This is a genomic window from Actinopolymorpha cephalotaxi, from assembly GCF_013408535.1.
Classification (GTDB): domain Bacteria; phylum Actinomycetota; class Actinomycetes; order Propionibacteriales; family Actinopolymorphaceae; genus Actinopolymorpha; species Actinopolymorpha cephalotaxi.
In genome coordinates this window covers 6,229,146-6,249,459 of sequence record NZ_JACBZA010000001.1, presented here as the reverse complement: position 1 = coordinate 6,249,459, position 20,314 = coordinate 6,229,146, and the positions used below count along the sequence as shown (strand labels likewise).

At 67.1% G+C, this 20,314-nt stretch carries 16 protein-coding genes; 9 read left to right on the top strand and 7 right to left on the bottom strand.

Features of this window, described 5'->3' with window-relative positions:
• Positions 1-11 precede the first annotated feature (11 nt).
• Genes FHR37_RS27830 through FHR37_RS27815 form a run of 4 tightly spaced genes read left to right on the top strand, consistent with a single transcriptional unit; the run spans position 12 to position 4,534 of the window.
• Positions 12-1,448, top strand: a complete 1,437-nt coding sequence (locus FHR37_RS27830; protein WP_139239217.1) for an ABC transporter substrate-binding protein — start codon at positions 12-14, stop codon at positions 1,446-1,448.
• 9 nt (positions 1,449-1,457) lie between these two features.
• Positions 1,458-2,423 carry a carbohydrate ABC transporter permease gene (locus FHR37_RS27825; protein ID WP_092889689.1) on the top strand — a complete coding sequence of 322 codons (966 nt, stop codon included), beginning with the start codon at positions 1,458-1,460 and terminating at the stop codon, positions 2,421-2,423.
• The gene (locus tag FHR37_RS27820; RefSeq protein ID WP_092889691.1) at positions 2,420-3,325 is read left to right on the top strand and encodes a carbohydrate ABC transporter permease; all 906 of its coding nucleotides are present in this window, start codon (positions 2,420-2,422) and stop codon (positions 3,323-3,325) included. The genes FHR37_RS27825 and FHR37_RS27820 overlap by 4 nt, the downstream gene beginning before the upstream one ends.
• A 9-nt stretch (positions 3,326-3,334) precedes the next feature.
• Complete coding sequence (locus FHR37_RS27815; protein WP_202818394.1) at positions 3,335-4,534, top strand: mandelate racemase/muconate lactonizing enzyme family protein; 1,200 nt, start codon at positions 3,335-3,337, stop codon at positions 4,532-4,534.
• Positions 4,535-4,552: 18 nt separating this feature from the next.
• Here the strand turns inward: FHR37_RS27815 and FHR37_RS27810 are convergent, their stop codons facing one another.
• Positions 4,553-5,938: a dihydrolipoyl dehydrogenase family protein gene (locus FHR37_RS27810; RefSeq protein WP_092889694.1), complete on the bottom strand. Its 1,386-nt coding sequence runs from the start codon at positions 5,936-5,938 to the stop codon at positions 4,553-4,555.
• Positions 5,939-6,094: 156 nt separating this feature from the next.
• Between FHR37_RS27810 and FHR37_RS27805 the strand changes: the two genes are divergently transcribed.
• A complete protein-coding gene (locus tag FHR37_RS27805; protein ID WP_092889697.1) occupies positions 6,095-6,685 on the top strand; it encodes a CGNR zinc finger domain-containing protein in 591 nt (196 codons plus the stop codon).
• Between the two features lie 14 nt (positions 6,686-6,699).
• Here FHR37_RS27805 and FHR37_RS27800 read toward each other — a convergent pair whose 3' ends face one another.
• Complete coding sequence (locus FHR37_RS27800; protein WP_092889700.1) at positions 6,700-8,439, bottom strand: MOSC and FAD-binding oxidoreductase domain-containing protein; 1,740 nt, start codon at positions 8,437-8,439, stop codon at positions 6,700-6,702.
• A 201-nt stretch (positions 8,440-8,640) separates the two neighbouring features.
• Between FHR37_RS27800 and FHR37_RS27795 the strand changes: the two genes are divergently transcribed.
• Positions 8,641-9,501 carry an alpha/beta fold hydrolase gene (locus FHR37_RS27795; RefSeq protein WP_092889703.1) on the top strand — a complete coding sequence of 287 codons (861 nt, stop codon included), beginning with the start codon at positions 8,641-8,643 and terminating at the stop codon, positions 9,499-9,501.
• Between the two features lie 75 nt (positions 9,502-9,576).
• Here the strand turns inward: FHR37_RS27795 and FHR37_RS27790 are convergent, their stop codons facing one another.
• From FHR37_RS27790 to FHR37_RS27780, 3 genes are all read right to left on the bottom strand, one after another.
• Positions 9,577-10,068, bottom strand: a complete 492-nt coding sequence (locus tag FHR37_RS27790) for an SRPBCC domain-containing protein (protein ID WP_092889706.1) — start codon at positions 10,066-10,068, stop codon at positions 9,577-9,579.
• Between the two features lies 1 nt (position 10,069).
• On the bottom strand, positions 10,070-10,426 hold the full coding sequence (locus FHR37_RS27785) for an ArsR/SmtB family transcription factor (RefSeq protein ID WP_202818395.1): 357 nt from the start codon (positions 10,424-10,426) through the stop codon (positions 10,070-10,072).
• A gap of 84 nt (positions 10,427-10,510) precedes the next feature.
• Positions 10,511-12,118 (bottom strand): phospholipase D family protein, encoded by a 1,608-nt coding sequence (locus FHR37_RS27780; protein WP_237769113.1) that lies wholly within the window; start codon positions 12,116-12,118, stop codon positions 10,511-10,513.
• Between the two features lie 248 nt (positions 12,119-12,366).
• Here FHR37_RS27780 and FHR37_RS27775 point away from each other — a divergent pair, with 248 nt between their 5' ends.
• Together FHR37_RS27775 and FHR37_RS27770 are read left to right on the top strand one after the other, a co-directional pair.
• Positions 12,367-13,380: a hypothetical protein gene (locus FHR37_RS27775; protein WP_139239218.1), complete on the top strand. Its 1,014-nt coding sequence runs from the start codon at positions 12,367-12,369 to the stop codon at positions 13,378-13,380.
• 574 nt (positions 13,381-13,954) lie between these two features.
• Entirely contained in the window at positions 13,955-14,278 is a 324-nt protein-coding gene (locus FHR37_RS27770) for a hypothetical protein (RefSeq protein ID WP_092889714.1), read from the top strand.
• 89 nt (positions 14,279-14,367) lie between these two features.
• Here FHR37_RS27770 and FHR37_RS27765 read toward each other — a convergent pair whose 3' ends face one another.
• Positions 14,368-14,757 carry a hypothetical protein gene (locus FHR37_RS27765; RefSeq protein WP_092889717.1) on the bottom strand — a complete coding sequence of 130 codons (390 nt, stop codon included), beginning with the start codon at positions 14,755-14,757 and terminating at the stop codon, positions 14,368-14,370.
• 165 nt (positions 14,758-14,922) lie between these two features.
• On the opposite strand from FHR37_RS27765, the gene FHR37_RS32765 reads away from it, so the two are divergent.
• On the top strand, positions 14,923-17,268 hold the full coding sequence (locus tag FHR37_RS32765) for a peptidoglycan recognition protein family protein (protein ID WP_202818396.1): 2,346 nt from the start codon (positions 14,923-14,925) through the stop codon (positions 17,266-17,268).
• Between the two features lie 99 nt (positions 17,269-17,367).
• Here FHR37_RS32765 and FHR37_RS27755 read toward each other — a convergent pair whose 3' ends face one another.
• Positions 17,368-19,443 (bottom strand): hypothetical protein, encoded by a 2,076-nt coding sequence (locus FHR37_RS27755; protein WP_139239219.1) that lies wholly within the window; start codon positions 19,441-19,443, stop codon positions 17,368-17,370.
• Between the last annotated feature and the right edge of the window lie 871 nt (positions 19,444-20,314).

The following is a 20,314-nucleotide window of genomic DNA, read 5'->3' as shown; positions in this document are numbered from 1 at the left end:
CACCTCCCCTTGTGAGCTCTCGACACCCAACTCTGCTTACCTTACGATCATCTGATCATCGAATCATCATCTGTTTTGGAGGAGCAGCAGTGGCTCATACCCACCCGCAATCCAGCAGTGTCCGGACCGGTGCCGGCTCGATGACTCGCCGAGGCTTTCTGACCGCCGCCGGTGGGGCGGCCATCGGCGCGGGGGTGGGATTGACCGGCTGTGGCCGTTCCGAGGCGCAGACTCCGAAATCGTCGGGCCCGGTCGACCTGCAGGTCTGGACGAATGATCCGAACTACCCGGCCTACTTCACCTACTGGGCCAAGCAGTTGAACCAACGGCCGGACAAGCGCTTCGACTACCGGATCAGTTCGCTGATCCAGTCCACCGACCAGGTGGTCACCAAGCTTCTGACCTCGTACATGTCCGGAACGCGACTGCCAGACATGCCCGGCTTCGAGATCAGTCAGTTCTCCCGCCTCCAACGCGACGACATCGGCGGCCAGTTCGCAGTCGATCTGCGCAAGGAGATCCCCCATCTGGACAGGGATTTCTACAAGGCCCGCATCGTTCCCTACAGCTCCGGTGACGCGGTCTACGGGCTGGACTCCGACATGTGCATGGGGGTGTATTACTACCGCGAGGACCTCTGGAAGAAGTACGGCCTGAGCACCGACTTCGAGACCTGGGACGACCTGCTCGCCATCGGAGCGAAAGCACACCGGGATCACGACGTCGCGGTGGCTGCCGTCAGCTCGAACGACATCACCTGGATGACGATGCTGATGCTGCAGCAGGGCGGGCAGTGCTTCGGAGCCGACGGCAGTCTGCAGGTCGACAACCCGCACACCGTCGACGCGCTGAAGCTGCTGCGGCGCGGGGTGCAGTCCGGCGCGTTCATGGACCTGTCCAACTTCTACGGCGCGGCCGGCGTGGCGGCCATGAACGCCGGGCAGGTCATCGGCTACATCATGCCGGACTGGTTCCAGCCCTTCGTACTGCAACTCAACGCACCCAAGCTGAGCGGCAGATGGCGGATCCGCCCGTTCCCCCGTTTCACAACCGGCCATGCGACGGCGGTGTGGGGCGGAACCGGCTTCGGCGTGACCAAGAACCAGCCGGGAACCACCGCCGCGCTCGACCTGCTGAAACAGGCCTACTGCACCCGGGAAGGACAGGTGCAGCGCTTCCTCAAGGCGTCCTATCTGCCGACCATGAAGAACGCCTGGCAGGACGCACGCCTGCGTAAGTACGAGTCCAAGTACCTCGGTGGGCAACGACCGTTCGACGTCTACGGGCAAATCGTCGAGGACACCCCCACGATGGTGACCAGTCCGTACTGGGACGTGATGAACGCGCGTATGACGATCGCGCTGTCGGAGACCATGCGGGGAATCCAGTCCCCGGAGCGGGCCGTCCGCGACGCGGCCGACTCGATCCGTTCCCAGATGGCCCGGTGAGGAGCCGACATGACGTCTGACAACTCGGTGCGTGTCGCCCGCTCACGCCGCCCCGCGGCATCGGCTCCGGCTCAGGAACCATCGCGACGTCGACCCTCTCGCCAGTACCCGCGGTGGACTCCGTACGCCTTCCTGTCGCCGTTCTTCGTCCTCTACGCCGTCTTTCTGCTCATCCCGACAGTCGTCGCCCTGTGGATCAGCCTGCACAGCTGGACCGGGATCGGGCCGATGCGCTGGGTCGGCCTGCAGAACTACGTGCGGCTCTTCTCCGACCAGAGCTTCCAGACGGCGGCGGTGAACACCTTCTGGTACGTGGCGGCGAGCATCTTCGTCATCGTGCCCCTGGCGCTGCTGATCGCCACCGGCCTGGCTGCGAAGCGACTCAGGCTGCGTGACCTGTTCCGGGTCACGTTCTTCCTTCCGTTCGTGCTGTCGCCCGTCGTGGTCGCCCTCGTCTTCACGATTCTCTTCGACTCCCAGGCCGGGCTGGTCAACTCGACGCTCAACATCCTCTTCGGCATCGGTCCGGTGGACTGGTTGGGTGACGCCGTGTGGGCCAAGGTCACCGTCATCATCCTGCTGATCTGGCGCTACACCGGCTACCTGGTGATCTACTTTCTGGCGGGGCTGCAGTCGATCCCGCCCGAGCTCTACGAGGCCGCCGACATCGACGGCGGTGGTGTCGTACAGAAGTTCCGCAACGTGACGTTGCCGATGCTCGCGCCGGTGACCGCGTTCGTCGGCATCACGTCGTTCATCGGAGCCGCACAGATCTTCGAGGAACCCTTCATCCTGACCAAGGGCGGTCCTGGGGAATCGACCCTCAGCATCGCCTACTTCATCTACCGTGCCGCGTTCACCCGCGAGCAACTCGGCTATGCCGCCGCGGCGAGCTTCCTGTTGTTCGTCGTCCTCTTCATCGCGACCCGGATCAGCCGGCACTTCTTCGGAATCGGACGAGAGGATCGGGCATGAGCGTCACCGACGTCTCCACTCACACCACGCCCCGCGCCGATCGGCCACACCCGAATTCGCCGGGCAGCGCGGGAGGGCGAGGGCGTGCGGCGCGGCGGGCCCTGTTGTATCTCGGCCTGGCCATCGTCTTGCTGGGCTCGGTCCTGCCGATGGTCTGGGCGGTCTCCGGCTCGTTCAAGAGCATCGACGAGATCTTCGCGATCCCGCCACACCTGATCCCGAAGCATGCGACGTTCGCCAACTACGTCACGGTGTTCACCGACATCTCGCTGCCGAAGTGGCTCTGGACAAGCCTGTGGACCGCGTTGGTGAGTACGACGATCTCGGTGATCTTCTCCACGATGGGCGGCTACGCCTTCGCGAAGTTCCGCTTCCGTGGCAGCCAGATCCTGTTCGACATCATGTTCTCCTCGATGATGATCCCCGTCACGGTGCTGGTGATCCCGCTGTTCGTCCAGATCGCCGGGATGGGCCTCGGCAACAGCTACGTCGCGTTGATCCTGCCGTGGCTCGCGCCCGCCTTCGGGATCTTCATGATGCGCCAGTTCATCGTCCAGGCGGTGCCGACCCAGATGATCGAGGCCGCCCGTATCGACGGCGCCGGCGAGCTCTCGATCTTCTTCCGGATCGTCCTGCCCGTTCTCCGCCCCGCCCTCGGCGCACTCGCGGTCTGGCTCTTCCTCACCAGCTACAACAACTTCATGTGGCCGCTGATCGTCATCGCCGACGCCAACAAGTACACCCTGCCGCTGGGGCTGAACTCGCTCACCAGCGCCTACACGGCGGACTACGGGGTGATCCTGGCCGGATCGGTCATCGCCGCCATCCCCACCGTCGCGCTGTTCATCGCACTCCGCAAGCAGCTGATCAGCGGCCTGACCCTCGGCGCCGTCAAGGGATGAGGAGAAAGCGTGATCACCACCATCGAGACCATCCGTCCGGCGATCCAGCCGAACCTGCTCTTCGTACTTCTCCATGACGGTGACGGCAACGTCGGTCTCGGCGAGGCGTTCTTCGGGTCACGGACCGTCGAGGCCTACATCCACGAGTCGGCAGCGGAGGTTCTCCTGACGGAGCCCGACTGCGCGCCCGAGCGCATCGCGAAGGCCCTGACTCCGTACACCGGATTCCAGGGCGCCGGAGCCGAGGTACGCGGAAACGGCGCGATCGACCTGGCCCTGTGGGATCTCCTGGGCAAACGAGCCGGCCTGCCCTTGGTGGCGTTGTTCGGCGGACCCGTCCGCGCCTGGTTGCCGATCTACAACACCTGTGCCGGACCCGGATACGTGAGCACCAGCACCCGCCAGAACTCCGACAACTGGGGCGTACGCCGAGACGGTGCCGATCGGTCGCTCGAAGACCTCGACGGCTTCCTGACCCGACCGGCCGAACTGGCCCGCGAACTGTACGGCGAAGGCATCCGCGGCATGAAGGTGTGGCCGTTCGACCGTGCGGCCGAGGCCACGGGCGGAACCCACATCTCGCCCGGCGACCTCGCCGACGGCATCAGGGTCATCGACGCGATCCGGAGCGAAGTCGGTAACGAGATGAACCTGATGGTCGAACTCCACGGACTGTGGAGCCGTCCGGCCGCCGCCACCATCATCCACGCCCTCACGCCGTATCAGCCCTTTTGGGTCGAGGACCCGATCCGGCCCGACGCCGCCGACGCACTGGCCGCCCTCGCAGCGGAAGCCGACGTACCCATCGCCACCGGCGAGACCGTCGTAGGACGACGGGGCTTCCTGCCGCTGCTGGCGTCAGGGGCGGTCGACGTGGCGACGGTCGACGTCCAGTGGACCGGCGGACTCACCGAAGCCCGCAAGGTCGCTTCACTCGCCGACACCTACGGGATTCCCGTTGCCCCGCACGACTGCACGGGTCCCGCCACCCTCGCCGCCTGCGTCCATCTGGTGCTCTCGGCGCCCAACGGCCTTGTTCAGGAGACGGTTCGGGCCTTCCTGCGCACCTGGTACGCCGAACTCGTCGAGGGTGTGCCCGAGATCAACGATGGGGAGGTCGTCGCGCCGACGGCACCAGGACATGGAGTGAGACTGCGCCCCGGCGTCCGAGACGATCCACTCAACGAGCGGCGGATCAGCAGGCGATGAACCCGGCTGCCGTGAACGTCAACCCACGATGTTGTCGAAGACCTCGTTCATCGCCTCCGTCGAACTGGGGTGGGTGTAGATCGCGTTCCGGAGCTCGGTGGCCGTGACGTCGTGCCGGATGGCCAGCGCGACCGTGTTGATGATCTCCTGAGCGTCGACACTGTGAACGGCCGCGCCCAACACGAGGTCGCTGTCGGCGTCGACGACGAACTTCATCAGGCCGCGGGTCTCCTCCACCGCGTAGGCCCTTGGCATCGCAACGATGTCCGCGACGTTCTGGCGCGCGACCTTCACCTCGAACCCTCGCGCTCTGGCCTCCGTTTCGGTCAGGCCCACGGTGGCCAGGGCCGGCGAGACGAACAAGGTGTGGGGTACGGCAACCCTGTCGTCGGTGGTGCGCTTCCCGTCTCCATAGAGCTGATCGATGACGATCCGCGCGTCGTCGAGCGCGATGTAGGTGAACTGGGGTCCCCCGTTGACATCGCCGAGCGCGAAGATGTGCGGCTGGCTGGTCCGTAGCTGTGCGTCGACCCGAACGGCGCCGTTCGCGCTCGTCTGCACGCCGGCCGCGTCCAGACGCAGGTCCGCCGTCACCGGCCGGCGTCCGGTGGCGGGGAGCAGCGCGCTTCCTTCCACCGTGCAGGTCTCCCCGCCCTTGACGTAGGTGACCGTCGAGACCGCGCCCTTGTCGTGTATCTCGGTGATCGCCGCGCCCGTCACGATCTCCACTCCGTCGCCGAGCAGCACGTTCGTGACCGACTGCGCCACGTCTTCGTCCTCGCGGGGCAGAAGACGGTCGGCCGACTCGACCACGGTCACCTCGCTGCCGAAGTTCTGGTACATCGAGGCGAACTCGAGCCCCAGATAGCCACCACCGATGACGACCAGCCGTTCGGGCAGGGCGGCGTTCCGGGTGAGGTCTGTGCTGCTGACCAGGTGGGAACTCGACTTCAGGCCGGGGATCGCAGGGACGACCGGCTCTGATCCGGTACTGATGAGGATGGTCGGCGCGGTCACGTCGATCGCGTCCGCTCCTTCGCCGACCGTGACCGTGTGCGGGTCGGTGAAGGCGGCGGTGCCGGTGAGCACGGTCGCGGAGGCCTTGCCGTTGAGTCCCTCGAAATTGCCGGCGCGGAAGGCACTGGTCAGGGCGCGGACCTGCTCTATCGAGTTCGCGAAGTAGTCCTGCGCGTCATCGGACAGTCGCTTCCCGCTCGCGAAGTGAACCAGCATCTTGGTCGGCACGCAGCCGACGTTCGGGCACGTGCCGCCGTACATGTTCTCGGACTGTTCGACCATGACGACGCGATGGCCCGCGTCCGCCGCCGCGTGAGCGACGGTCTTTCCTCCCTTTCCGAACCCGATGACCAACAGATCGGCTGTGAGTGTGCTGGTGGATCCCATGGTGGTTGCCCTCTTCCTGAAGCGACGATGCGTCGTCTTTCGCCGGGCCTCGTGCTGCCACGACTAACCACTAAGCTGCGTTACAAGGGTTAGCCTGACCGTAGTGCGGTAGTCTCTAACTTGTCAAGAACACGACAGCGGTTAGGTAGGTCCTGAATGGAGCTCGTTGTCCGGACACCGGGGGCCGCTGCGAAGGGCCGTGACCGGCACACGGGTGCGCGCGGTCCGGCGGCCGGGGCGCAGGAGGAGGAGGCGCTGCTGCTGGCAGTGCTCAACTCCTGCCCGGTGATCAACGGGGTGCCGACCGACGAGCTTGCCGATGACGACAAGGCCGCGAACTGGCTGGCCACCTACGGCCGAACGGGGTCCGAGGTCGAGCGCGAGGTGGTCAAGGACGTTCGAGATGTCCTGGCCGACGTTGTGCGAGGGCGGCTCGACGCCTCGGCCGTGAGCAGCTGGCTGGACCGAGCCGGCGTCCGCCCGCGCCCCGCCAGCGACGGCATCGGGATTCGGTGGGAGATTCTCACCGACCCCGACCACGAGGTGGGCATGCGGTCGATACTTGCCTGGAGCCGTCTGCAGCACGAACGCCCAGGCCGGCTTCGCGCATGCGAGAACACCGAATGTCAGCTGTTCCTCATCGATCACAGCAAGGCGAACACAGCTCGCTGGTGCTCGATGGCTGTCTGCGGCAACCGGATGAAGGCCCGCCGGCACTACGAGCGCGCCAACGCCAAGAGGAACTGAGACGGCGTGCCGGATCAGAGGTCGAGAACGACTTCCGACGCCGGCCTGGAGCAACAGATGAGCGCCTCGCCATCCTCCGGCGGGACGAGTGGCTCCTCGATGTAGGCGAGTTCTCCCGAGACCAGGGGCGTCACGCACGTGTGGCAGACCCCCGTCCGGCACACCCAGCGGGTCGGCACGTCGCAGGCCTCGGCGAGTTCGAGCAGGCTCCCGCGGTTCGAGTCCCACGGCACCTGCAGCTGGCTGCGAGCGAACGTCACCATCGGGCCGGTGCCGAGCGTTTCGGGCAGGTGCGGCCGGCGAGACGGGCCCGAGGCGACGACTCCGGGATTCAGTGCGGCACCGGCGCCGAAAAGCTCGGATGCGATGTTGGTGCTCGCGACGCCCGCGGCGACGAGAGCGGCGGTGGCGTACTCGATGAACGCGGATGGTCCACAGACGTAGGCCAACGCGTCTCGCGGGACCCCGAGGTCGGCGATCGACTGTGGCGCAAGCCGACCTTGCCGCAAGCCCAGGTTGCCCGTCGCCTGAGGACCGCGGACGTCCCCGCGTGTCACCCACGTCCGGACCTTCACCATGGCACCGCTGTGGGCGACCAGGTCCTCGACCTCGGCGAGGAGCGGGTACTCCTCGAGAGTTCGCGTGCTGTGGAGCCACCACACTCTCGCGTTCGGATTCATGTCACGAAGCCTGGCGAGCATCGGCAGCAGGGGCGTGATCCCGATTCCGGCCGAGACGAAGACGTACGCACGCGCCTTCGGCCGCAGGACGAAGGACCCCCGGGGAACCGCGACGTCGAGCAGATCTCCTTCTCGTACCGTCTCGTGCAACAGGTTGCTGAAGGCTCCGCCCGGCTCCTTCTTGACACTGACGCGGTACGCCGACCCGACAGCAGGCGCCGAGAGCGAGTAGTTGCGGACCAAGCCGTTGTTCGAACCAGCGGACGGGATCCGAATGGTGAGGTACTGCCCCGCGCGAGCACCCGGTAAGTCGAGGCCCTCCGGATCGGTCAGGTAGAACGACGAGACGCTGGGCGTCTCCCGAGCGACGCGGGCGACCCGCAGCGACCGGAATCCCTTCCAGGCAAGGCCGGTCCCGACCTGAAGGTCCTCCTCCAGCATCGAGGCGAAGGAATCGCGCCAGCCCGCACTCAGAGCCGGATGGCCGCCGGCGATCGCCAGCCGGGCCCGGTCGGGGTTCGGCAGGTAGAGCAGGGCGTCGACGTCGGCCACACTGAGGCCGGCCGGATCCTTCCTGACCAGCTCGACCTGATCGCCCGCCCCGATCTCGCCCTCGTCCAGGACCCGCATGTAGAAGCCGGGGCGCCGGTGGGCCACCATCAGCGCTGCCAGGCGGGGTTCGTCGTTGCGCAGCCCGACCCGAAAGCACGTGACACGAGGCTGGCTGACCTCGAACATCGCGGTTCCGATGCGGTACTGGTCCCCGATACAGACCTCATCGTCCGGATATCCGTCGAGTGTGAGGTTTTCGCCGAAGCTTCCCGCCGACAGGTCCGAGCGCGAGAGGAAGCTCCGCCAGAACTCGTAGGCCTGCTCCTGGTAGACGAGGACCGCCCGGTTGGGACCGCCGTGGCCGTCAAGGTCGCCTTGCCCGTCGCCGTCCACGTTGAGGCGGGTGACGCGTCGCCGGTCGTTCACCGGCGCCTTCCAGGCACCCGTGAACACCCGGCGACCGTCCCAGTCGACCTTCTTCGGCCTACCGACGTTGAGCGACGTCACGCGAACTGTCGCCATCCGGGATTCCCTTCGTGTCCGCTCATCACCGTAACTCCGAGGCATCCACGACGGCACCTTCGGATCCGTACGGCAACGAGGCGGCCGACCGCCAGAAGCGCTCGGCCGCGCGGCACCAGCCGGCGTTGACAGATCAGAAGTACCGGGGCTACGTTGCCGGTACCGATCTAACCATCATAAACATCCAAAGGGGTTAGCGTCATGGCCGAGATCCACTACCGTTCGAAGACGGTGCAGGGCCAGGAGCTCTTCTTCCGCGAAGCAGGCCCGGCCGGCAAACCGACGGTCGTGCTGCTGCACGGCTTTCCGACGAGCTCCCACATGTTTCGTAACCTGATCCCTTCCCTGGCAGGCGACTACCACGTCATCGCCCCCGACCATCTCGGCTTCGGTCACTCCTCGGCGCCGGCGAGGGACAGCTTCACCTACACCTTCGACGCGCTGGCCGACCTGACCCTCGCACTGCTCGACGAGCTGGGCGTGACCTCCTTCGCGATGTACGTCCAGGACTACGGCGCCCCGATCGGCTGGCGACTCGCGCTGGCTCGCCCCGAGTCGGTCACCGCGATCATCAGCCAGAACGGAAACGCCTACGACGACGGTTTCGTCGAGTCCTTCTGGGAGGGCGTGTGGGCCTGGGCGAAGGAGCAGAACGAGGAGACCGAGGCAGGCGTACGGGTCGCACTGAGTCTCGAAGGCATCAAGTGGCAGTACGTCACAGGCGTACCGGACACGTCGCTTCTCGATCCCGACGCCTGGTTCCACGACTTCCACATGGTTTCCCGTCCGGGCAACGACCTCATACAGCTGGACCTTTTCGCGAACTACGCCTCGAACCTGCCTGTCTACCCCAGGCTGCACGAGTACTTCCGTTCATCCCAGGTGCCGTTGCTGGCGGTGTGGGGCGAAGGTGACGAGATCTTCGGTCCGGCGGGAGCCGAGGCGTTCAGGAAGGACCTCCCGGACGCGGAGGTACACCTTCTCCAGGGCGGTCACTTCCTGCTCGAGAGCGCGGGCGACGAGGTCGCCAGCCTGATCAGGAACTTCCTCGCCCGAATCTGACGAGCACACCGTCGGCCGCCGCTTCCTCTGTTCGCGCACCGGCCGCCGGTCGTGCACCCGCCTCGGCGGACGGGATCAGCTGACGCCGGCAAGCAGCTTTCCCATCGCGTCGAGCATGTCGGCGGTGCCGGCCTCGCGACCGGCCGCGGCGTCGGGCCCGGGGCCGTGCACGCCGTCGAGGTGGACGCCCTGCTCGGTGTAGGTGAGCCGGGTCCCCTTGCCCGCGTCGCCGTCGGTGGGCTCGAGCCGGATCGTCGTGATCGACGTCGAGGCGTGCGCCCCGTCCAGCCACATGTCGTAGGTGTAGACGATCCGTTCGTTGGCAGCGATGTCGGTGTAGGTGGCGCGGAACTGCGACAGCGGACCGCCCTCGCCGTGACGTCCCTCGTCGGTCGCCTCGCCGCCTACCCGGAAGTCGTCGGTGTACTCGACGTCGACGAACTCGTCGCTGCCGAACCACTTGCGCTTGATCTTCGGGTCGGCGAAGGCGGCCCACACGCGGTCGACGGGAACGGGGTACTCGCGCTCGAGCACGAACGTGGCGTGGGTCTGGGTGCGGTCGGTCATGTCAGTCCTCCTGTGTGTGCTGGTTTGTGAGGTAGTCGCCCAGGCGGTCGAGCTTGCGTTCCTGCGGGCGGCGGTGGGCCACGATCCAGGCGTTGGCCGGGACCAGCGCGTCGGGGACGAGTTGGTACGTACGCACCCGGCCGACCTTCTCCGACGACACGATCCGCGCCTCCTCGAGCACCCGGAGGTGCTGGACGACGGTGGGCAGCGCCATGCCGAACGGTTCGGCGAGCTGGCTCACCGAGGCCGGCCCGTTGGCCAGCCGGGCGACCATCGCCCGGCGGGTGCCGTCCGCCAGTGCGCGGAACATCCGGTCGAGCTCGGCGTCACCGTCGTTCCCGTCCGAACACTTAGCCATGCGCCTAAGTATGACGGCGGGGACGAGGATGTCAAGGGCCCTGAAAGCAGGACCGCGAGCTGACGATCGGCCGACCGGCGGCGGTCAGTACCTGTGTGCCCGGCGCAGGCGCCACGGGCGGCCATCGGGGTCGGCGACGGTGCGGTACGCCAGGCCGGCCCACCTCATGGTCGCGGGGGAAAGCCGCGGCAGCTGGTAGGGCCGCAGCCGGCCGGGTGGCCGCGAGCCGGAGCGTTCGCCGTCGTGCCAGCGCTGCAGCCGCTGCGCCGAGTCGGTGAAGGCGGCGAACAACGACTTGGGATCGATCAGGTCGGCATCGTCACCGGGGTCGCGGTCGAGGTGTTCGCGGGCGAGTTCCAGGCGAAGATCACGGGCGAAGGCGCGGGCGCCGTCACCGTAACGATCCACGACGCGCGGTTCACGGTCGTCGCGGACCCGGTCGATCACCGCGCAGGACAGCTCGGAGTCGTGCGTCCAGGAGCGGCGGTTGAAGTTGTCGGAGCCGACCGAGGCCCACACGTCGTCGACGACGCACACCTTGGCGTGGACGTACACGGGGTTGCCGTGGTGGTTCTCGATCCCGTACACCCCGACGCGCCCGGGAGCGGCCGCGTTGATCAGGTCGAGCGCCTGCTGACGTCCGACCAGGTTCATCGGGAGGCTCAGCCTGCCGTCCTGGTCGGGGTAGTGGGGGATCACCGCGACAAGCAACAACTCGGGGTTGGCGGCGAGGGCGTCGGCGAAGCAGGAGGCAACGTCATCCGACCACAGGTACTGGTCTTCGACGTAGATGAGCCTGTGCGCGCGGGCGAGGACCTTCCGGTAGCCGCGGGCGACGCTGCGTTCCCCGTCCGGAGCGAACGGGTAGCGGGGGCGCCGCGCCGGATAGGTGCGCAGCACCTGCACCAGGTGGGTGCCCGCCGGTGACGGGTCGGACGGCTGCGCGGGAAGGGTGGACGGGTCGTCATCGTCGTCGCGCCGCAGTACGTCGGCCACCCGGTAGGCGGGGTTGAGGCTGACCGGTGTGGAGTCGTTCCAGCGTTCCCGAAAACTGAACTCGAGATCCCCCACCGCCGGCCCGTGGATCTCCAACTGCAGGTCGTGCCACGGTGGACGGGGGCCGTAGACAGCGCTCATCGGCTGCCGCTGCGGATCGCCTTCGTGCTCGATGGTGTCGCGCCGGCTGTGGCACAGGTCGATACCGCCGGCGAACGCGACGTCCCGCTCGGGGTGCCGGACGTGCCGGACGACGACGAACTTCTGATGGTGAGAGCCGCCCGGACGCACCCGCATGTCGCGGATGCATTCACCGCCCGCGGCGTTGATGTCCTCGCCCAGATACCGGTTCTCCGCCGCACTGAACGCCAACCGGTCCCAGTGCGAACGCCAGACGAGGCCCTTGACGATCACACCGCGGCCGGCGGCTTCACAGAGCACGCGCGCCACCTCGGCGCCCTGCTCGTCCAGACGCTGGTCGGGGTCGCCGCGCCAGTCGGTGAACATGATGACGTCGCCGGCCTCGGTGGCTGTGACGACCTCGACGAGCCGGGCGAAGTAGGTCGCGCCGTGCACCAGCGGTGTGACCGTGTTCCCGTCGGACCATGCCGGCGCCCCATCGCCGCGGCGCCGGTCGAGTTCGGTGGCGTGGTTGCCCCGCTCGTCAGCGGTGAGGAACCACTCCAGGTCTGTCACCGGCGCAAGGTAACACCAGTGACGCGGCCGCCGGTCCGGCTCCTGCATCAACGACGACTCACTGGGCGGGAGGGATACGTCGAGACCACGCGCCGTAATTCCCCCACCACGCGGGGCACCCCGTGGGGCCTCATTTCGATTGAGGCCGAATCGACTGCCGGCGCCGCGCCGGGACACCGAGACTGGGCTCGGGTCGATCGACGTCCGGCGATGCGGCCAACCGCGATTCGTTGGCAGGAGGAGCTGACATGAAGTTGCGGAAACCAGCGGCCGTACTTGCGGCTGCGCTCACGCTCTGCGCGGTGGCGGTGGGGGCGGGGGCGCCCACTGCTGCCGCCTCGGGCACACACCAGCTCGTCGCCCTGTGCTTCGCACCATTGACGCGTCCGCATCTCGAGGCGACTGTTCACGTGTCCGCACCGCTCGCCGATCAGCTGGTCGAGACGACGGCGTCCTACCTCGGCCCGTGTGCGTCGTACGGCGAGTCTGCGCCACTCGGCAACGGCCGGCTCACGGCGTACTCGCAAGCCGAACACGGCATACCCACGGCGGTTGGGCTGGTGTTCCCCGCGCGTACGCTGCAAGGCCTCCCCGAGGACCCGCCGACCGACGGCAAGTGGTGCTACGACAAGGACGGCAACGGCAGCGTCGACCCGATGACGGAGTGCTCGAACGGGTACGAGAACGCGCTGAGTCTCAGCACGAGCTTCAGGAACACGGTCGACAGTCCGCTCACCTACCTGCTGGTGAACTGGAATCCGCACGGGCACGGACCACCGCTCGTCTACGACCTGCCGCATTTCGACATCCACTTCTACCTGAACGCCGAGTCCGAGCGGCTGAAGATCAGGACGGGACCGTGCGGTGAGCTGGTGAACTGCGACGACTACCAGCTCGGAAAGAACCTCCCCGCGCCGAAGTACTTCCCGACCGACTTCGAGGATCTCGACGCGGTGGCCCCCGCCATGGGCAACCACCTCATCGACAGGACAGGACCGGAATTCCACGGCCAGCGGTTCACCCACACGTTCATCTACGGCGTATGGAACCGAGACGTCACCTTCTACGAACCGATGGTGACGCACGAGTGGTTCTCCGGGCTCGTCGACGGTAGCCGTGACGACGCCTGCTTCCCGATCAAGCAACCAAGCGCGTGGCAGCAGTCGGGTTGGCACCCCACCGAGTACTGCCTTCGCTACCGGGAGAACCGCGACGAGCTCACCGCCTCGCTCGAAGGATTCGTACGAAGGACAGCGAGCTGATGCGATGAGGGCCATCGCCTTGGCCCTTACCGGCACGGGCGAACGCGACGAAGCAGATCTGCGGGATACGATCACCGTCACTCGCCGACCGGCATGGTCGGTGCATGTGGTCCGGTCGGTGGGAAACGTGGCGAGGTTGAGAACGTGAACGGCACCCGGCGGGCAGTGGCCGCGATGATCGCGCTGGTCCGCTCTGACCCCCAGGGCTGAACCTCACCAGGAGCCGGGCGTCACCGCGTGCGAGAGGGCCAACGACACGATGCGTTCCCACGCACTGCCATGGGCTGCCGCCGGATCGGCCGCAGCGGTCCTGGGAGTAGTCATGCTCCTTCACCGGCGAAGGTCCAGCCATCGGCCACAGCTACCCGACGTCGTCCCAACCGGCCAGATCACAGACCGCAGCGAAAGGGTTCAGGCCGGCGGAGCCGGTCACGAAGTGACGCCATAGACGCCGTTGACATCCCTAGCGGAGACTGACCTGCGAGGAGAAGGTGGTGCGGCCGCTTGTCGGCGGCCGCTTCCCTGTGTCACCTTCTCAGCTATGAAGCACCGCGCTCCCGGTGGAGACTCCCGGATGTTGGCGTGGTTCGTGGTCGCCGGCGAGTGGGTGCTCGACGGGCTGGGCGAAGGGGCGGTCATGCTCGCCGCATGTGGCCTGGTCGCACTCGTGGGCGTTGGGCTCAAGGATGCTCCGGCGCTCACCGTCGCGGTGGTTGTTCCGGTGCTGGTTCTGGCCGGCTACGGCTGTATTGAATGGCTTCGCACCTCGCGGCGAGCGCGGCGAGGCTTGCGAGTTCGCCATGGGCACCTCGGGAGGGCGTCGATCGTGACCGCAGCGGTTGTTGCCTGCCTCGCCCTGTATGCGGTTACATCCTGTCGCTGCACGACCTGGTGGTGACCTGATCCGCCCCCGAGCCTGCGGACCACGCCACATGCCGCCGGTAGGGCCTGCCTACGGCGCGATCCCTGGGCATTCGGATGGGGGGTTCAGGCAGTCGTCACCACGTACTGGGCCAAGCTCGCGTACATGAACGACCCCGACCACGTCCTCGGGCAACTGGACGAGGCCCAGAAGAGCCTCTGCGAGGCGATGCAAACAGCCATGTCCGCCATGAACGACGACGAGACAGCCCGCTCACATCGTCGCCGATCCTCGCGAGCCAAGGGCACCAACCACAACTCGACCACTCCTTCAGCCTCAAGCGACAAGGAGTCCCAGTCCCTCAGAACCGAAGAGTCGGGGACGTAGAAGTCACCGCCGCCATTGGCGAACAGCGGCAGCTGGCCCGCCGTCCGCTGGGCGTCGGTCGCGACGGCTTGGGCGCTGCCAGGCAGCCCGACCGGCCCGTACGGCGATATAGCGCGAAACTGGTGCATTGCAGTACGGTCTGCTCCGGCCGCTGACGTTCGCTCGAACCCTGCCGGCTTTGCCGAGCCCGGCTCATGCTTCGGCAACGTTTGCCACGTCTGCATGGTGCGGGAGTGGCACTGAAGACAGGACACAACTTGAGATCGCGTCGGGTGTGGTGGGGATCCGCCTGGATGGCGGGGACAGGCCTGACGGGGGTGCTGGTACTGGTGGGGGCACTGGTACTGGCGGGACACGGTGGTTGGCAACCTCAGCTGCTCGGTCAGACGCCGCAGCTCGTCGAGACGTCACACGCGCCGATCGCGGCCCAGGTGCGATCCGTGGCGTTGACGTCGTCGACCCGCGGAACAGCGGTGGTGCCCCAGCGACGTACCGAACCGTTCAGCATGCTCGGCGTCACCTGGGCGGATCAGGACGCGGCAGTACGCGGCACCATCCAGGTGCGCACCCGTGGCATCTCGACCGGGGCCTGGTCGACCTGGCAGACGCTGAACGCCGACGACGCTGACACCGACGCCGGCTCCGGCGATGTCGGTCGCCATGTGCGCGGCGGTACCGACCCGATCTGGGTCGGACCCTCCGACGGTGTGCAGGTGCGGGCTGTTCCGAACTCTGCCGCCACCACCGGCCGGTCGGCGACAGCGCGGATGCCGCACGGGCTGCGACTGGACATGGTTGGCCCCAGCACCCCTCGCAACCCCGGAGTGAAGCCGGCCGCGTACGTGCTGGCCGATCCCACCCCGACAGATTCACCCACCCCATCCGACACCCCGGCACCGACCATCAGCACCTCGCCCAGCCCCGACCCGACCAGCACACCGACCCCCACCAGCACACCGGCACCAGAGCCCACCCCAACACCGTCCCCGACACCCACCGCTACCAGCGAGCCGACCAACACCCCGACCAGCACACCGACCCCCACCGCCTCACCGACCCCTACACCAACGCCGACCCCGACACCAACGGCGACCGTCCCGCCGGCGCCGCCGTCGACGGTGCCGCAGCCGCCGATCACCAGCCGGGCCGGTTGGAACGCCGATGAGACGCTCAGCCCGGACGATCCGGTCTACCTGCCCGGCGAGATCAACGCTGTCGTGGTGCACCACACCGCCGGCACCAACAGCTACACCTGTTCACAATCGGCAGCGATCGTCCGCGGCATCTACAGCTACGACGTCGAAGGCCGCGGCTACCGCGACATCGGCTACAACTTCCTCATCGACAAGTGCGGGACCATCTTCGAAGGCCGCAAGGGCGGAGTGGACCGGCCGGTCTACGGCGCGCATGCCCGGGGCTGGAACAGCCAGACCGCCGGCATCGCCACCCTCGGCAACTACAACGACGTCGCACCCACCACCTCGATGGTGACCTCGATCGCCCGGCTCGCGGCGTGGAAACTCGGCCAGTACGGCGCCGACCCGGCCGGCACCACCACCATGGTCGCCGGCGACACGAACCTGCACAGCTACTACAGCCGCTACTTCACCAACGGCAGCAGCTACACCTTCCCCCGCATCGTCGGCCACCGCGACGTGAACAACACCGAATGCCCCGGCAGCAACCTGTACGCCGAACTGGCCACCATCCGCAGCTGGGCATCCGGCCCGGTCCAAGGTCTCAAGGTCACCTCGATCAGCGGCACCGGCACGTCAGGGACGACCTACTACACCAAGGGCGCCATCACAGCCCACTGGACCGCCACCACCCCCGTCAGCCTGATCAAGCGGTACGAGCTACTCCTCGACGGCGCGGTCAAGGCCACCGCCGCGGGTGCCGCCACCTCCGCCTCCACCACCGTGCCGGCCGGACGCCATCAATTGCAGGTGCGGGCCGTCCACCAGTCCAACAAGACAGCGACGACGACCGCCGTGACGGTCGTCGGTGACACCACGACGCCGACGTTCACCACCAAACCAGCGCTGTCGCTGCGTACCGGCACCGTCAACACCACCGCCGTACCGGTCAAACTGGCCTGGAAAGCCACCGACAACGCCGTGCTCAAGAACGTCCAACTCACCGCACCCAGCACCGCCACCTTCGCGCCGGCCACCACCGGCTGGAACTTCACCGCCAAGTCCGGGGGCGCCACCACCTGGACGATGAAAGCGAACGACTACGCCGGCAACACCACCACCGCCTCCGTCACCCGCACACCGGTGATCCTGCAGCAGACCGCCGCAACCAGGACAGGAACGTGGACCAGCAAGACGTCCACCAACTACCTCGGCGGCACCTCCTACACCAGTTCCACCAAGGGTTCCAGCCTCACCTGGACCTTCACCGGCCGATCCGCCGCCTGGATCGTCTCCCGCGCCACCGGCTCCGGGCAGGCCTACGTCTACGTCGACGGCATCAAGACCACCACCGTCGACCTCTACTCAAAGGCCACCACGTACCGCAACGCCATCTGGACCAAGACCTGGACCACCAGCGCCACCCACAAGATCAAAATCGTCGTCGTCGGCACAAGCGGCCGACCCGCCATCACCACCGACGGACTCACCTACCTCAAGTGAAGAAAACGTCCCTCAGCAGCGAAGACCGCTCGTGTCCCCACGCTAGTGCTCCGTTGGCTCCTTGCCGGTCGGCTGCGTCCTGTTGCTGTCGCTGTGAGCTCAGTACCACTTGACCTCGAGGAGTAGGCCGTTCTGCACGTAGAACTTGTTCGGTCCCGGTGAGATCGCGGCGAAGCTCGTCGCGTAGTTCGGTCCGACGTCGACCAGTGTGTCCGGATCGATTCTCCGGGTGCGTCCGTTGGTCGCGTAAATCGCGCCGTCGCCCGGGTCGTACTCCATGTTCACTGCCCGCGGCTGGAAGTTCGTCACCACGGACCAGTCGTAGTCGAACTCCTTCACCGATCGGACCAACGCACCGTCGATAGGCGAGATCTCGAACACCGTCCCGTACGTCATCCCGAACAGCCGGCCCTGCCCGTCGAACGTCAGCCCGTTCACGCCCTGCTCGTCCGGAAGCGGCGTCGACCTCCACAACACCCGGCCCGACGAGGCGTCCATCGCGAAGACCTGCCCCGGATGCTTGGAGTTGTCGGAAAGGTTGCAGCAGCCGAGCGAACCGCCGTAGATCACGCCGTCGCGGTATGTCAGCGTCGAAATCTGGTTGGCGCCGTCGACCAGGCCGGAGTTCCAGGTGCGGTGCTCCCCGGTCGCGGGCTCGTACAACGTGACGGCGCCGTTGTCCTGGCTGTTCTTCGGCGACGTGCCGATCGCGACGTACTTGCCCGCGCTGACCACGGTCCAGGGTCGCTCCTGACCGAAGTCCTTGAGCTCGAACAGCTTCTTCGGGTTCGTGTCGCCGAACGGCAGCGCCGGGTCGTACTCCCACACCTGGGCATTCGGGTACACGCCGAAGTACATCTTCCCGTTGTGCGCGGACATCCCCTCGATCTGATGCTTGAAGACGTACTCGGTCCACTTCGTCGTCGCCGGGTCGTACGCCACCAGGCCGCCCTGGAAGTATCCGCCGGCGTAGATCCGGCCGTCCGGGCCCTTCGCCAACGAGCGCGGGGCGGTCGGGGTACCGACAAGCCCCTCGGCGTACTGGAACGTCCCGGTCTTCGTCGCCGGGTCGTAGCGCCACAGGTCACCGCCACCGGTCGCGCCGTAGATCAGCTCGTGACCGACCCGCTTGTCGACCGCCCGCGCGACCCCCTTGCCGGCGCCGAGGCCGCCCTTGTCGGCCTGCTCGGGCCCGCCCTTGAAGCCCGTCTTCGTCATCGTCCCGCTCCGCGGGTCGAACAGGGTCAGCTCGCCGTCGACGAGCAGGTACACCCGTCCCTGATCGTCAGCCTGGGAGATCGTCTGTCCCATGTAACCGGGGATCTCGTACTTCCACTTCAGCGTCTTCAGGTCGAGCACCCAGCCGACCTGTGCGGTCGTCCCGCCGGCGAACAGCAGGTACAGGTAGCCGGCCTCGTCCTCCATCTGGTACGTGTACTTGTCCGTCGGCATCCCCGGCGGCGGCGGGATCTCGACCCGCTTGCCGGTCCTGGGGTCCACCTGGAAGAGCGCGGTCGTCTGCCCGAGGCCGGCGTAGATCTTGCCGCCGTGCGCTTCGACCGACCTTACGTACAAGTACTTCGAGCCCCAGTCGCCGTAGTCGCGGTACTTCCGGGTGGCCGGATCCCAGGAGAACAGCCGGCCGCCTGGCAGCGGAGCGGGGCCGAAGCCCTCGGTCGTGCCGAAGTAGAAGACGCCGCGCTCGTCGGTGTCACCCTCCCAGGTGAAGCTCGTCCGGGGTGACGGACGGCCGAGGTCCTCGACTGCATCCGCCTTCCAGGGAAGTCGATACACGTGGCCGAAGCCGTACGTGCTGACGTACACCGTGCCGCGCTTGTCGATGGACACACCCCACGCGCCCTGGGCGCCGGCGTCGGCGGGGACCTCGCCGGACGGCGTTCCGGGGACGTAGAGGCGCAGCATTCTCATGACCTTCGAGGTCAACGTGTCGATCTCGGCGAGGTAGGCAGGCTTGCCGCTGAAGGCGAGGTACGTGCGCACGGTGCCATCCGGCATCCGGGCGGTCTCGCCGCCCGCCGCCGTCGTCGAGTAGAGCGGAATCGTGCCGCGGTTCCACCACTGCGGCGTGGTCGGTGTGACGGCGGCCGTCACCGACAGACCGGCCACCAGGGCCAGTCCTACGATCAGCAACCGGTGCCAGGGTCGGGTTCGCATGTTCGCGCCCTCCACCTCGGGAGTCTTGTGGTCGTGACCGTAAACACGTGTCGTACGGACGTCAACGGCGATACCCGGATCTGGTGCGGACCTTTTATGGACGCCGAGCGAGGAGGGCCTAGCCTCTCGGTTACGCCCCGTCCGTAACAGGCGGTGTGATGACTTCCATCCGGAACGCCTTGGCCCTCACGGGCCTCACCGTGCTACTCGTCCCAGGCTTGGTCCCCGCCCACCCGTGCGGCCAGCGCGATGGGCGGTCTGCCCGAGGCGAACCCACACACTCCCGGAGTTGGAAGTCCTCGAACGCCCAGTATGAGCTCGAGAAGGCCACCGGCACGCTGCGGACCATCCCGCACGAGTAGGCCAAGCGCAGGCTCGGATTCGCCGAATGACCTACACCCTCGACTGGCGCGAGAACGCCCTCAACAGCCCGGCCGGATACCTCGATGACGACCCGACCGGCGTGCACGACGCACGACCCGTGGGCAGACGCCGCGACGATCACTACGGGAGCATCGTTCCTCCCGTAGTGATGGGCTCGGTCGACGCCGGAGAACGGCCTGCGAGGAGGGCGAGGTGGGAACGTCACTCGTCGGCTCGGTGGTCGCCGCCCCTCCTGTCGCGCTTGGACGAGATGAGAGCGAAGGCAACCCCGCCTGTCCAGGCAAGGAAGCCTGCGCCCATGCCGGCGGCGGCACTGTCCCCAACACCCGGTCCGGTAGCGCCGATGGTCGCGCCGACCACACCTCCGACAATGACGGCAACGAGGGCGAGCCCCCACGCACTCCCGCCCTCCCCGATCTCGCCAAGCCGCTGGCGTAGCGATCGTTGCCGATCGCCCAAGAGCAGAACCTGGCCGCAGATTGCAGTC

Coding starts and splice junctions, on each gene's coding strand:
- FHR37_RS27810 (WP_092889694.1), bottom strand. CDS start 5,938: ATGGGATCCACCAGCACACTCACAGCCGATCTGTTGGTCATCGGGTTC.
- FHR37_RS27805 (WP_092889697.1), top strand. CDS start 6,095: ATGGAGCTCGTTGTCCGGACACCGGGGGCCGCTGCGAAGGGCCGTGAC.
- FHR37_RS27825 (WP_092889689.1), top strand. CDS start 1,458: ATGACGTCTGACAACTCGGTGCGTGTCGCCCGCTCACGCCGCCCCGCG.
- FHR37_RS27790 (WP_092889706.1), bottom strand. CDS start 10,068: ATGACCGACCGCACCCAGACCCACGCCACGTTCGTGCTCGAGCGCGAG.
- FHR37_RS27785 (WP_202818395.1), bottom strand. CDS start 10,426: ATGGCTAAGTGTTCGGACGGGAACGACGGTGACGCCGAGCTCGACCGG.
- FHR37_RS27820 (WP_092889691.1), top strand. CDS start 2,420: ATGAGCGTCACCGACGTCTCCACTCACACCACGCCCCGCGCCGATCGG.
- FHR37_RS27770 (WP_092889714.1), top strand. CDS start 13,955: ATGTTGGCGTGGTTCGTGGTCGCCGGCGAGTGGGTGCTCGACGGGCTG.
- FHR37_RS32765 (WP_202818396.1), top strand. CDS start 14,923: ATGGCGGGGACAGGCCTGACGGGGGTGCTGGTACTGGTGGGGGCACTG.
- FHR37_RS27800 (WP_092889700.1), bottom strand. CDS start 8,439: ATGGCGACAGTTCGCGTGACGTCGCTCAACGTCGGTAGGCCGAAGAAG.
- FHR37_RS27795 (WP_092889703.1), top strand. CDS start 8,641: ATGGCCGAGATCCACTACCGTTCGAAGACGGTGCAGGGCCAGGAGCTC.
- FHR37_RS27765 (WP_092889717.1), bottom strand. CDS start 14,757: ATGCACCAGTTTCGCGCTATATCGCCGTACGGGCCGGTCGGGCTGCCT.
- FHR37_RS27775 (WP_139239218.1), top strand. CDS start 12,367: ATGAAGTTGCGGAAACCAGCGGCCGTACTTGCGGCTGCGCTCACGCTC.
- FHR37_RS27755 (WP_139239219.1), bottom strand. CDS start 19,443: ATGCGAACCCGACCCTGGCACCGGTTGCTGATCGTAGGACTGGCCCTG.